Here is a 13,080-nt window from a genome sequence, read left to right on the forward strand (position 1 = left end):
TCACAAAGGCACGAAAAAGCGGAAACAAGCCCCGGCGCTCGCGTCGACCAGGCGAATACCGCCGCCGTGCAGCTCCAGCATCCTTCTCACGATCAGTAACCCCAGGCCACCGCGATTTTCTCGTGCACTTTGCGGGTTTAATACCGATGGGCGCTGGAACAGTTGCTCGCGTAATTCATCTTCTACACCCGGGCCGTTGTCCGCCACTTCAACCTGTAGCTGTGCGTTTTCCTGCCAGACTCTCAGCGTGATGGTGCCGCCTTCCGGAGTGTGGCGCACGGCGTTATCAAGCAGATTAGTGACCACACGCTCAATCATCGAGACATCAGCATTGACCAGCGGCAGCGAATGCGACATATCGACTTTGAGCTTCAGGCGACGCGTTTCAATCGCCAGGTCGAATTTCTGCGCCACATCCTGAATCAGCTCGCCTATCGCAAAGCGCTCAAGCTGCGGCTTAATACCGCCATGCTCCAGCTTCGCCAGTTCAAACAGCTGCTGTGATAAATGACGGACTTTGTGTCCCTGGCGCAGCGCAATCGCCAGATACTGCCGGTTATCAGCGGGTGATAGCGTATCGGCTTTCATCGACAGCGTTTCCAGATAACCCAACAGTGACGTTAACGGCGTGCGCAAGTCATGGGAAATATTGGCAATAAACTCCCGGCGCTGCCTGTCGCTGTCCGAAAGCTGATCCCATTGGCTGGCAATTTTGCGAGCCAGTTCGATAAAAGTATTTCGCAGGATCTCCACTTCATTGGTCGGCTGGCTCTCAGGCGTTTGCTGAGCGAGCTGTTTGATAGCATTCATGCTGTCCTGGTCGACACCGCGCACATCTGCCGTCAGCTGTTTTACCGGGCGAGTCACCCAGTACCAGACCATCATTCCTGCCACTACGCCAAACAAAGCGACCAACAGCAGCGACCACAACACCGTACTCCACAGCGCTTTTTGCCACGCACTGTCTGACAGCGCATTCAAGTCCTCACCCTGCAAAATGATGTACAAATAGCAATGCAGCTCGCCATTTAGCCTCACCGGGGCGACGCTAAACACTTTCTCTTTATTCAGGCTGCGGGGATCGTCACCAAACACCGGCCAGGCGGCGCCACCAAGAAAGGCTTGCAGCGGCTGAATATCGATTTTCTGTCGCTTCAGATGCCCTGCGGGCGCGGCGTCAGCCAGAAGTTGTCCGTCGGGCGCAACAAGATAGAGCTCAACGCTGGGATTAAGCGTCATCAGGCGGTCAAACAGCGTTTTCAGCGTCGGACGGTTCACATCGCCCTGTTTATCCAGCAACGGTTCGCTATTAACGATTTGTTGCGCCAGCCCGGCGGAAAGGCGCTGGACCATTGCGCTGCCGTACTGGCTGGTGCTGTAGAGCTGAACGCTGCATGCCGCCATGGCACACAGCAGCAGGATAGCGGTGAAGACCAGCGTCAGACGCTGGCTGAGGCTCAGACGGCGGATCATGATAATGACTCCGCTTTATCACTGGCAAATTTGTAGCCCTTTCCCCAGACCGTCAGAATGATTTCCGGTTCAGCCGGGTCGTGCTCAATCTTGATTCGCAGGCGGTTAATATGCGTGTTGACGGTGTGCTCATAGCCTTCATGTTGATAACCCCAAACCCGGTCGAGCAACGCTAAGCGGGAAAAAACTTCGCCGGGATGACGGGCAAACCAGTACAGCAAATCAAATTCACGAGGGGTCAACTCCACCATCTCGCCGCGCAGACGAACCTCGCGCGACAACGGGTCAATATCCAGACCATGACAGCTGATTGACCCGCCTTCCATGCGAATATTTTGCCCCATCGCTTCCTGACGGCGGAACAGCGCTTTGACACGGGCAATCAGCTCCAGCACGGAAAACGGCTTCGGCAGATAATCGTCTGCTCCCATTTCCAGCCCCAGTACGCGATGAGTTTCACTGGTGCGTGCGCTAATGATGATAACCGGCAGATAGCGCGTCATCTGGCGAATGCGCCGACAAATCTCCAGTCCGTCGACACCCGGCAGCATCAGGTCGAGGATCACCGCATCCCACACCTGCTTCTCAAGCTGCACCAGCGCCTGAGTCCCGTTCGCCTCATGGACAATCTGGTAGCCTTCGTCCTGCAGGTTTAATCGCAGTAATGTGGCGATGTCCTGATCGTCTTCCACCAGCAGTATTTTCTTTGCGCTATTCATGAGTTTTCACCAACCGTCTTTTCCTAAAGCTTACCGTACGCGAGCGCGGTGAGTTATCACATTTTATTTAAACTTCCGTGAGGATGTGGTGATAAGAAACCTTGCATGATGTGGGCATGTCATTCACGGAGAGACGACCATGACCTCATCGCGTCCTGAAAAAATCCACCCACTGTGGCTACGCTGCTGCCACTGGGTTAACGCCATCGCCATCGCGGGGATGCTTTTTAGCGGCTGGCGCATTTATAACGCCTCCCCGCTGTTTGATTTTAGTTTCCCGGCGGAAGTGACGCTCGGCGGCTGGCTTGGCGGAGCGCTGCAGTGGCATTTCGCCATGATGTGGGTGCTGGTCATCAATGCCGTGGTGTATCTGTCGCTCGGCATCGTGACCGGGCGCTTTCGCCGCAAATTCTTCCCTCTTTCTCTGCGTGAATTGCGTCATGACGTGATACAGGCTCTTCGCGGAAAACTGCAACACGCCGACCTCAGCCATTACAACGCGGTGCAAAAACTGGCGTATGTCGGGGTCATTTTGCTCGGAGTCGGGCTGGTGCTTTCTGGTCTGGTGCTGTGGAAATCGGTGCAGTTTCCGCTGTTACGTGAGCTGCTGGGCGGTTACGAAGCCGCGCGCTATATCCACTTTTTCTGCATGAGCGCCATGGCTGCTTTTGTTGTGATTCATTTGTTGATGGTGCTGCTGGTACCCAAAACATTACTGGCTATGCTGCGCGGACGCTAAGGACAACCGAATGAAAAAGCCCTCTTTTCTCTCCAAAAGCGATGCGCATTATCTGGTCAAGGATGCCGAAAAGTTGTTAAGCCCTGAACGTCGTAGCCTGCTGCGCCAGGGGCTGACGCTCGGTGGCGTGATGCTGCTGACCGGCTGCGATATCAGCGATAACCAGAGCGTAGAAACGGCGCTGTCCCGCATGTCTCGCTTTAATGACCGCGTGCAGGGATTCCTGTTTAGTGACCATGACCTGTCACCGGAATACAGCGAATCGGAAATCACCCGCCCTTTCCCGTTTAACGCGTTTTATGGCCCGGAAGATATTCCGCAAATCGACGGTCGTGATTACCAACTGGAGATCCGCGGCCTGGTGCAAACCACCAAAAGCTGGACGCTGCCCGAGCTCTACCACATGCAGCAGGTCAGCCAGATAACGCGGCATATCTGCGTGGAAGGCTGGAGTGCGATAGGCAAATGGGGCGGCGTGCCGTTCCACCATTTTTTACAGCTCATTGGTGCAGACAAACGCGCGAAATATGTCAGTTTCCGCTGTGCGGATGATTACTACACCAGCATTGATATGGCCACTGCGTTGCACCCTCAGACGCTGCTGGCTCTGACCTGGGATAACCGCATTCTGCCCCCTGAATACGGTTTCCCGATGAAAATCCGTATCCCGACCAAGCTCGGATACAAAAACCCGAAGCATGTTTTATCCATAGAAATCACCAATCGTTTCCCGGGCGGTTACTGGGAAGACCAGGGTTACAACTGGTTTGGTGGAAGTTAATACCTAACTTAACAATGACGAGGAAATACCATGAAAAAGATGATGATTGCCGCTGCCGCTCTGTCTGCCCTGTTTATGGTGAACGCGCAGGCCATGGAGAAAGACAGTATGGCGAAAGACGGCATGGCTAAAGAACATAGCGCCATGTGCAAAGAAGGCGACGCTATGTGCAAAGATGGCATGGCGAAAGACGGTATGGCTAAAGATGGCATGAAGAAAGATGCCATGAAGAAAGACAGCATGGGGAAAATGGATAACATGTCGAAAGACGGCATGAAAAAGGATGCGATGAGCCAGTAAGTCTCGAGGTGTATCCCCTCACCCCGGCCCTCTCCCCAAAGGGGCGAGGGGGAAAAGCACAGCCCGGTTAGGTTCCCTCTCCCCTTTGGGGAGAGGGTTAGGGTGAGGGGCTTTTAATGACGAACCAACAGCGTCATCACTTCGTAATGCGAAGTATGCGGGAACATATCAAACAGCTGGACGCGAACTACCCGATAATCTGGCAAAAGCTGGATATCTTTCGCCATGGTCTGCGCGTTACAGCTCGAGTAAATAATAAACTGCGGGGCCATTTCACTGAGATAATCGCACAGCGCTTTACCGATGCCGCGACGCGGTGGATTGACCAGGACCAGTTCAGGCACCTGCCCTTGTTCGGTGGCAAATTTTGTGGAATCCAGCGCCTGAAAATGCAGATTTTTTAACCCTAGCTCAGCTGCCGATTGCTTCGCACAGGCGATGGCTTTCGCTGAGATTTCGATGCCCGTGAGTGTCATCTCTGGCGTCGCACAGTGCAGGCCGAAGCCGCCCACGCCGCAGAATAAATCCCACATATGGTTTACCGGCAACTGACGTACCCAGTCTCTCGCCGTGGCATACAGCTGGCTTGCCACCGTTGGGTTGGTCTGGAAAAAACTTTGCGGGCGAATCCACAACGGCACGCCGTTGAACCGCTCAGGGAGCGCCTGCTGCGGAGTCAGAAAAACTTCCTTTTCCCCCTCCATAATCGCCATGTGTACCGGCTGAATATTGACGGAAATGACTTTAAGCTGAGGCAACTCGGCCTGCAATGCAGGCAGCGCGGCGCGAAGTTGTTCGAGTTTAGTCTCTGAGCGCAGCACAAAGCGCAGCATCATGCCGCCATCAAGCTGGCTTTCGGTCAGCAGCAAATATTTCAGTTCACCGCGTTTGCGCGCCACGTTATACGGCGTCAGCCCTGCGCGTGCGATAAACGGTTTCAGGGCTGTAAACACTGGAGCGAAGGAATCCGGGTAGAGCGGACAATCGCAAAGATCTTCCGGCGTACCGTCGCGATGCAGCATGCCCAGCAGCGGCTTTTCTACGCTGCCGCTGACCACCATTTTAGCCTTATTGCGAAACCCGCTTTCCGGACCACTGACCGGCGCACACCACTCTTCAACCGTCGTTGTTGAAAGCAACTGCTGAAGATCGGCCATTTTGGCAGCAAGTTGGCTGGACACCGGCTGTTCAAGCCACTGGCAAGAGCGACAACGCCCGGCGTCATAAAGTGCGCACTGCATAGAGTAACCCTGGAAATTTGAAGGGGCGGAATTGTATCACCGTTATTGCAGACGGAAAAACCGACGGCTGGCCGCAGGGACAAAAAGCAGCAACAGCACCAGCAGATCCGGCAATTTTTGCATCACCAGCGAGCGGAAAATCTCTCTTTTCGTCTCTCCGGCAATGCTGAACAGCTCAGGATAACCGTAGCCCAAAGAGGATGCCCATAAATAGCCGGTGGTGACGACCTGGGTCAGCAGATAAACCCAGCGCGCCCAGTTGCGCCCTTTCACCAGTGAAAACGCGCACCCGATTTCGATGAACACCAACAGCAGGCTGGCAAGAAACACCAGAGTCAGCGTCCAGGTCTGGACGCTACGCAGGACAAAATCTTCCAGCCCTCGCAGGCCAAGCAAATCAAAAATCATTAACAGATCGAGAGCTCGAATCAAAATAATGGCGAGCGCCGCCACCTGCACCAGCGCAGGCACATTCAGACTGGCATGTGAATGTCGTGATTTAGAAAAAAGTCGCAATTGTGGCCTTCCATGAAAACGTCTCCCCCGCTATCCGGAGGAGACGATGACACAACTGAGAGGATTTTATGCGGTTCAGCCTCGTCTTGCACGCTGGATATCGCGCACCCGCTGCTTTTCAGACCTTGCCATCAGGAACCAGGCGATCAGCCCCACAATTCCCACCACGCCGAGAATCAGTGTCGCCAGGGCATTGATTTCTGGGTTAACGCCCATGCGAACGCTTGAGAACACCAGCATCGGCAGCGTAGTTGCACCCGGCCCGGACACGAAACTGGCGATAACCAGGTCATCAAGCGAAAGCGTAAACGCCAGCAGCCAGCCGGAAATCACCGCAGGCATGATCATCGGCAGCGTGATAATGAAAAAGACCTTCAGCGGCGTAGCGCCGAGATCCATTGCCGCTTCCTCAATCGATCGGTCAAGCTCGCGCAGACGAGAGTTGATCACCACGGCGACGTACGCGGTACAGAAGGTGACGTGTGCCAGCCAGATGGTAAACATCCCACGCTCTGACGGCCAGCCGATGGCGTGCCCTAGCGCCACAAACAGGAGCAGCAGCGACAACCCGGTGATGACGTCCGGCATAACCAGCGGCGCGGTTATCATAAACGCGAAACCGTTCGAGCCACGGAAACGCCCGAAGCGAACCATCACCACAGCTGCGATGGTGCCGAGAATAGCCGCCATCGTTGCCGCGCAGGCTGCAATGGTCAGACTCAGGCCAACGGCGCTCATCATCGCATCGTCACGGAACAGCTCGCCGTACCAGCGCGTTGACCAGCCAGCCCATACCGTCACCAGTTTTGAACTGTTGAACGAGTAGACAACCAGCATCAGCATCGGCGCATACAGGAACGTAAACCCGAGCACCAGAATCAAAATGCGCCACGGAGAGCGTACTACCGGCAAATTGTTCATCCGTGATCCCCCATCTGTTTCTGCTGATGCTTATGGAACCACATGATTGGCACAATCAGCAGCAGCAACATGACGACCGCCACCGCCGAGGCGACAGGCCAGTCACGGTTATTGAAGAACTCCTGCCACAGCACGCGACCAATCATGATGGTGTCCGGGCCGCCCAATAGTTCCGGGATAACAAACTCACCCACCGCCGGGATGAACACCAGCATCGAGCCCGCGATAATCCCGCCTTTGGTCAGTGGCACAATCACGCTGAAGAAGGTCTTCAGCGGTTTAGCCCCCAGATCCAGCGAAGCTTCCACCAGCGAATAATCAATACGCGTCAGCGCGGTATAAATCGGCAGCACCATAAACGGCAGATAGGCATACACAATGCCGATATAGACCGCGAGATTGGTATGCAGAATTTCCAGCGGCTGGTGGATTATCCCGGTCCACATCAGAAAGTTATTCAGAATGCCGTTACTTTTCAGGATGCCCATCCAGGCATACACGCGAATCAAAAACGACGTCCACGACGGCAGGATAACCAGCAACAGCAGGATATTACGCGTTGACGGCTTGCTGTGCGCCACGGCCCAGGCAAGCGGATAACCCAACAGTAAGCAGAAAAATGTCGAAATAGCCGCCACCTGCAAGGACTGCAGATAGGCCTCAACATAGAGCGGGTCGTCGGTCAGCGACAGGAAGTTGCCGAGGTTGAGCGTCAGCGTTATCTGGTCGTCGGCCCATTCCCACAGGTCGGTATACGGCGGAATGGCCCTCGCCATATCGGCAAGGCTGATTTTAAAGACAATAAGAAACGGCAGCAGAAACAGCAGGATCAGCCAGATATACGGCAGAGCTATCACCAGTTTACGGCCGTGTTTCATCTGCATTTTTGCCAGCCAGGCCGTAAAACCGGCTGGCGGTTTCGCGCGTGTTGCGGGTTCTAAAGTGCTCATCGCCCTTCCCCCTACACCGTCAGAACAACACAGCTGTCGGCATCCCAGCACAGACGCACCTCATCACCCCAGGTCGGCAGACCTTTGCGATAGCGGTGTTCGTTCTGCAACTGGGCGCTGATCATCTGGCCGCTTTTCAGTCGCACGTGATAAATCGACAGATCGCCGAGATAGGCAATATGCACAACTTCCCCAACGGCAAAGTTATAGCCATCCGCAGGCGGCTCTTCGCAGAGCATGATTTTTTCCGGGCGCAGCGCCACGTAAACCGGCACGTTGTCGACGATGGAAGCATCCGGGTCAACTTTAAGCGGATGCACCAGCCCCGGCGAATCAATCACCAGGCCGTCTTCTTGCCTGTCTTTCAACAGCCCTTCGAACACATTCACTGAACCGATAAATTCGGCGCTGTAGCGCGTCGTAGGGTGCTCGTAAATTTCTTCGGGTTCACCAATCTGCACGAACTTACCGCGGTTCATTATGGCGATGCGTCCGGCCATGGTCATCGCTTCTTCCTGGTCGTGGGTCACCATCACGCAGGTCACGCCGACGCGCTCAAGAATATCGACCACTTCAAGCTGCATTCTGTCGCGCAGTTTTTTATCCAGCGCGCCCATAGGTTCATCAAGCAGCAGGAGTTTAGGCCGTTTGGCCAGGCTGCGAGCCAGCGCCACACGCTGGCGTTGCCCACCTGAAAGCTGGTGTGGCTTCCGTTTTGCGAACTCCTGCATATGCACCAGGCTGAGCATCTCCTGCACGCGCGCCGTGATTTCAGCCTTCGGCAGCTTGTCCTGCTTGAGGCCAAAGGCAATATTCTGCTCAACGGTCATGTGCGGAAATAACGCGTAGGACTGAAACATCATATTGATAGGACGCTGATACGGCGGCACCTGCGACAGGTCTACGCCATCCAGAACAATTTGCCCGGCAGTGGGATGTTCAAACCCGGCCAGCATGCGCAGCAACGTGGATTTACCACAGCCCGATGCGCCGAGCAGTGCAAAGATTTCGCCTTTGTAAATGGTGAGGCTGACGTCATCAACGGCATGCTGGCCGTCAAAGGATTTGGTCAGGTTGCGGATTTCCAGCAGCGGGGTCAGCGCCTTGCGGGTTTTCGCCTGTGGGCGTGGAATTGCGTCAGTCACGATGGTGCTCTCCGGCAAAAAAAACATTTGCAGGGTCCGGTACCCTACAAAGAACTTCACAGTGCAGTTGCACTGACCTGGTGCGTATGTTGCCCGGTGGCGCTTCGCTTACCGGGCCTACGGAATTCGTTGGCCCTGCTTGTAGGCCCGGCAAGCGTCAGCGCCGCCGGGCAAGTCGGTTTTATTTTCCGGTCTTAACTGTCGTCCACGAACGCGTGATGACGCGGTCAATTTTAGGCGACAAGACTGTCTGTGTGAACAACTTCGCACGAACATCCGCTGGCGGATAAATTCCTGGGTTATCACGCACTTCGGCATTCATTAACGGCGTCGCCGCTTTGTTGGCGTTGGCGTAATAAACGTGATTACTGATGTTCGCCACCACATCCGGGCGCAGCAGGTAGTTCAGGAACTGATAAGCCTCATCGGTATTTTTCGCATCCTTAGGGATCGCGAACATATCGAAGTAAACCATCGCCCCTTCCTTCGGAATGGTGTAAGCGATATTCACGCCATTTTTGGCTTCTTTGGCGCGATTTGCCGCCTGCAGAATGTCACCCGACCAGCCAATCGAAACGCAAATGTCGCCATTCGCCAGATCGTTGATGTACTGAGAAGAGTGGAAATAACGGATAAACGGACGCAGCTTCAGCAGAAGATCGTTGGCGGCTCCGGTGTAATCTTTCGGATCGGAGCTGTTCGGATCTTTGCCTAAATAGTGCAGCACGGCGGCATAGACTTCGCTCGGCGCATCCAGGAAGGAGACACCGCAGCTTTTTAATTTTTCGAGATTCTCAGGTTTTAAGATCAGATCCCAGCTGTTCACGGGGGCATCTTTACCGAGCGCCGCTTTCACTTTATCGACGTTGTAACCAATACCGGTGGTGACCATCATGTACGGAATACCGTACTTATTATCGTGGTCGTTTTGCGCCACCAGCTTGAGCATTTCAGGGTCGAGATTCTTGTAATTCGGCAGCTTGCTCTTGTCTATCGGCTGGAAAATACCGGCCTGCGCCTGACGCTCCAGGAACTGGGACGATGGCACCACGAGGTCATAACCGGTGCTGCCCGCCATCAGTTTGCCTTCCAGCACTTCGTTGGAATCAAACACGTCGTACACCACTTTAATGCCGGTTTCTTTGGTGAAATTCGCCAGCGTGTCCGGAGCGATATAATCAGACCAGTTATAGATATGCAGCGTTTTTTGTTCAGCGGCGAGCGCACCTGCAGAGACTGCCATCAGCGCACCCGTTACCAGACCCGTTAACCATTTCTTACTTAAGGCGGTCATAGCTCTTTTCCTTATCAACGTCCGTTAACATTCGGACCAAAATAGTCGCACATCGATGCATGCAAAAATCATGCATATTTTGTCAGTCTGCGATGAAAAGGAGAGAGGCTCTCTCCCGGCAGGCATTGCTCGCTTACTCGTCAGGATATTACGCGCCGCATTGCTTTGAACGCAGTGTTTAACCCGCTCTGACGGGGTTTCGCAAGAATAACTTTAGCCAGGGTTCGCCGCTATAGCTCGGGTAAAAAAACGCCTTTTATCAATTTTTTATGCAAGATCACTTTATGAGATAAGCCAGCATGGCCCGAGGAGTGGTGAATAATTCTTTAAGAAGAGGTTAACAACAGAATATTGCGGGGTTTTACGCAGCCGCACTGGTGGCGACTGCGCTAATTGGGAAAGGCATCAGTGAAGAAAATGGAATTGCGACTCTTCCATCGGTTGCTCTTCTTCATCACCTTTATACAGCAGCTGATGAGAAGCCGCTTCGAGGATAACCATCGAGACCTGTTCTTCGCTCTGACGGAAGAACCATTCAAACTGCTCGCGTGTCACGCCCACATTGACCGACAGCGACTGGCAAACCACCAGCTTCGGCAGGTTGTCGTCCTGAATATCAAGGAATGCTTTAACGGTAAGTGAACTGGCGTTGATGGAGGACAGGTCAGAAGCCAGAGGCAGCAGTGCCGAAGGCTTCACTTCAGCCAGCGCGGAGAACAGCACCACGTTATCCAGAAGATCGAGTTTGGCATCAAAAATGCCGTCAAAATTCTGCATGTGCGGCAAGTGCAGCGCCTGACAGGTATCACACTCATAGAAGCTGATGCCCATTTCGTCGAGCCATTGACGCAGTGTATCCAGACCCGGAACGATGAGTGAATCCATAAACCGTGAAACCTCTTGCTGTGAAAGAAAAGCGAAACCTGAAATAAAGCGGTAACAGGGTACGCAAAAAACCGCTCAGATGCTACGAAACAGGTGAAATCCTGGGCTATCCACCCGTTTTCAGACAAAAGCCTGGCTGTGCGTGGCGTTCTATCCACTGGATCATTTTCCCGGCGATGTCGATACCGGTGGTTTTTTCGATCCCTTCAAGCCCCGGCGAAGCATTCACTTCCATCACCAGCGGCCCACGCTCGGCGCGCAGAATATCAACCCCAGCCACATCCAGACCCAGCGTTTGCGCGGCTTTAATCGCCATCTCGCGCTCAAGCGGGGTGATATTTATGACAGTTGCCACGCCACCGCGATGCAGGTTGGAACGGAAATCCCCCTCTTTCGCGCGACGCTCAATAGCAGCCACAACTTCGTCGCCCACGACCAGGCAGCGGATATCACGCCCTTTCGCTTCCTGAATGTATTCCTGCACCAGAATGTGGGCATTAAGACCACGAAACGCATCAATCACGCTTTCTGCCGCCTGACGGGTTTCAGCCAGCACCACGCCAATGCCCTGCGTGCCTTCCACCAGCTTCACCACCAACGGTGCACCGCCCACCATATCAATCAGGTCGCTGGTGTCGTCAGGAGAATGTGCAATGCCGGTCACCGGCAGATCAATGCCCTGCCTTGCCAGAAGTTGCAACGAGCGCAGTTTGTCGCGAGCGCGGGTAATGGCGACGGATTCATTCAGAGGATAGCTGCCTAGCAGCTCAAACTGGCGTAACGCCGCCGTGCCGTAGAAAGTGATGGCTGAACCGATACGCGGAATGACTGCATCATATTGCGGCAGCTGACGGCCTTTATAGTGGATGGACGATGCCGCCGGGCTGATGTTCATATAGCAGGAAAGCGGGTCAAGAATATCGACCAGATGGCCGCGCTGAGTGGCGGCCTCACGAAGACGTTTACAGGACCAGAGCGTTCCGTCCCGGGACAAAATGGCTATTTTCACCCTGCACCTCACTGTTTCCCCTGAAAAAGGCAGCCACATCATACACGCCGGGAAATTTAACGGATAGCCCAGCCCTGCTTGTGCAGATAATCGAGGATGAACGGGCGATTCTCTTTAATGATGGTGCGGCGGATATGGTCGCTCCAGGTATCGCGGCGAGTGTTGCTGCCACGGGAAAGATAGTAATTCGCTATCTCTTCGTCATAGCGCGCCAGTTCGGCGGCATCTACCGGCTGATAGTGATTTTCATGGACCAGCAGGCTTGCCGGAAGGCGCGGTTTCACATCCGGGTTATCCGCAGGCCAGCCCAGGCACAGCCCGAACAGCGGCAGCACATGCTTAGGCAGATTCAGCAGTTCAGTCACCGCTTCGATGCTATTACGGATCCCGCCGATATAGACGCCCCCCAACCCCAGAGATTCTGCGGCGGCCATCGCGTTTTGCGCCATCATCGCAGTGTCGACCACTCCAAGCAGCAGTTGCTCAGCAAGACCAAGCTGTGCTTCAGGGCAGATTTGCAGATGACGATTGAAGTCTGCGCAGAACACCCAAAATTCCGCAGCCTGCGCCACATGCTGTTGACCGCCAGTCAGCGTGACCAGCTGTTCACGCATCTTAGGATCAGTGATGCGAATAACAGAGCTGCACTGTAAAAAGCTTGAGCTGGACGCGGCCTGAGCGCTGGCGATGATCGCATCGCGCTGCGCCTGAGTGATGGGCTCGCCGGTGTAGTGGCGAATCGAACGGTGGTTTAACAAATTCTCAATGGTCGGCGTCATCACGTTTATCCTGGTCTTTCGAAACGGGTTTATCATCGTTGCGCTGCATCAGCTGCGGGGCAATGGCCTGCGCCATGCCCCGAAACAGCGCCACGGCCGCAGGGACCATAAATAAAATCCCCACGAAAATCATCACCAGCCCGGCCGTTGGGCTGTCAAAAGGTTCAGGCAAGGTGATGTAAAGTTTGAGAGAAAGCCACGCCAGCACCAGAAGAACCATGCCAATCGCTTCCAGTATCAGCACGCTTTTGGGCAAGGCCCCGAGTGAGCGCATCGTCAATCTCCGGTCGATGAGTATAGCGGGGAGGATAACAACTGTGATTGGCGA

15 protein-coding genes are annotated in these 13,080 nt (G+C 54.4%); 3 read left to right on the top strand and 12 right to left on the bottom strand.

Going from position 1 to position 13,080, the window contains the following annotated elements; all coding sequences use genetic code 11:
• Together ACRCWW_RS04030 and ACRCWW_RS04035 are read right to left on the bottom strand one after the other, a co-directional pair.
• Positions 1–1,473, bottom strand: coding sequence for a sensor histidine kinase (locus ACRCWW_RS04030; protein WP_438681246.1), 1,473 nt, complete (start codon positions 1,471–1,473; stop codon positions 1–3).
• Positions 1,470–2,192, bottom strand: coding sequence for a response regulator transcription factor (locus ACRCWW_RS04035; RefSeq protein ID WP_438681247.1), 723 nt, complete (start codon positions 2,190–2,192; stop codon positions 1,470–1,472). The genes ACRCWW_RS04030 and ACRCWW_RS04035 overlap by 4 nt, the downstream gene beginning before the upstream one ends.
• A gap of 139 nt (positions 2,193–2,331) precedes the next feature.
• Between ACRCWW_RS04035 and ACRCWW_RS04040 the strand changes: the two genes are divergently transcribed.
• Genes ACRCWW_RS04040 through ACRCWW_RS04050 form a run of 3 tightly spaced genes read left to right on the top strand, consistent with a single transcriptional unit; the run spans position 2,332 to position 4,012 of the window.
• Positions 2,332–2,931 carry a cytochrome b/b6 domain-containing protein gene (locus ACRCWW_RS04040; RefSeq protein ID WP_438681248.1) on the top strand — a complete coding sequence of 200 codons (600 nt, stop codon included), beginning with the start codon at positions 2,332–2,334 and terminating at the stop codon, positions 2,929–2,931.
• Positions 2,932–2,941: 10 nt separating this feature from the next.
• A complete protein-coding gene (locus ACRCWW_RS04045) occupies positions 2,942–3,712 on the top strand; it encodes a molybdopterin-dependent oxidoreductase (RefSeq protein ID WP_438681249.1) in 771 nt (256 codons plus the stop codon).
• A 30-nt stretch (positions 3,713–3,742) separates the two neighbouring features.
• Positions 3,743–4,012: a pentapeptide MXKDX repeat protein gene (locus tag ACRCWW_RS04050; RefSeq protein ID WP_438681250.1), complete on the top strand. Its 270-nt coding sequence runs from the start codon at positions 3,743–3,745 to the stop codon at positions 4,010–4,012.
• 113 nt (positions 4,013–4,125) lie between these two features.
• Here ACRCWW_RS04050 and rlmC read toward each other — a convergent pair whose 3' ends face one another.
• The 10 genes from rlmC to ACRCWW_RS04100 form a co-directional block, all read right to left on the bottom strand.
• Entirely contained in the window at positions 4,126–5,253 is a 1,128-nt protein-coding gene (gene rlmC / locus ACRCWW_RS04055) for a 23S rRNA (uracil(747)-C(5))-methyltransferase RlmC (RefSeq protein WP_438681251.1), read from the bottom strand.
• A gap of 42 nt (positions 5,254–5,295) precedes the next feature.
• Entirely contained in the window at positions 5,296–5,769 is a 474-nt protein-coding gene (locus tag ACRCWW_RS04060; protein ID WP_438681252.1) for a YbjO family protein, read from the bottom strand.
• 75 nt (positions 5,770–5,844) lie between these two features.
• A complete protein-coding gene (gene potI / locus ACRCWW_RS04065) occupies positions 5,845–6,690 on the bottom strand; it encodes a putrescine ABC transporter permease PotI (protein WP_438681253.1) in 846 nt (281 codons plus the stop codon).
• Positions 6,687–7,640 (bottom strand): putrescine ABC transporter permease PotH, encoded by a 954-nt coding sequence (potH, locus tag ACRCWW_RS04070; protein ID WP_438681254.1) that lies wholly within the window; start codon positions 7,638–7,640, stop codon positions 6,687–6,689. The genes potI and potH overlap by 4 nt, the downstream gene beginning before the upstream one ends.
• An 11-nt stretch (positions 7,641–7,651) precedes the next feature.
• Entirely contained in the window at positions 7,652–8,785 is a 1,134-nt protein-coding gene (gene potG, locus ACRCWW_RS04075) for a putrescine ABC transporter ATP-binding subunit PotG (RefSeq protein ID WP_438681255.1), read from the bottom strand.
• 181 nt (positions 8,786–8,966) lie between these two features.
• Positions 8,967–10,079, bottom strand: coding sequence for a spermidine/putrescine ABC transporter substrate-binding protein PotF (gene potF / locus ACRCWW_RS04080; RefSeq protein WP_438681256.1), 1,113 nt, complete (start codon positions 10,077–10,079; stop codon positions 8,967–8,969).
• 405 nt (positions 10,080–10,484) lie between these two features.
• Positions 10,485–10,964, bottom strand: a complete 480-nt coding sequence (locus ACRCWW_RS04085) for a YbjN domain-containing protein (RefSeq protein WP_404657022.1) — start codon at positions 10,962–10,964, stop codon at positions 10,485–10,487.
• 106 nt (positions 10,965–11,070) lie between these two features.
• Positions 11,071–11,973: a 30S ribosomal protein S6--L-glutamate ligase gene (rimK, locus tag ACRCWW_RS04090; RefSeq protein WP_438681257.1), complete on the bottom strand. Its 903-nt coding sequence runs from the start codon at positions 11,971–11,973 to the stop codon at positions 11,071–11,073.
• 56 nt (positions 11,974–12,029) lie between these two features.
• Positions 12,030–12,752, bottom strand: a complete 723-nt coding sequence (gene nfsA / locus ACRCWW_RS04095) for an oxygen-insensitive NADPH nitroreductase (RefSeq protein ID WP_438681258.1) — start codon at positions 12,750–12,752, stop codon at positions 12,030–12,032.
• Positions 12,736–13,026, bottom strand: a complete 291-nt coding sequence (locus ACRCWW_RS04100; protein ID WP_438681259.1) for a DUF1418 family protein — start codon at positions 13,024–13,026, stop codon at positions 12,736–12,738. Before ACRCWW_RS04100 ends, nfsA begins: the two co-directional genes overlap by 17 nt.
• Positions 13,027–13,080: the final 54 nt, after the last annotated feature.

The sequence above is a fragment of the Scandinavium sp. genome, assembly GCF_051650185.1.
In the GTDB taxonomy this organism is placed as follows: Bacteria; Pseudomonadota; Gammaproteobacteria; order Enterobacterales; family Enterobacteriaceae; genus Scandinavium.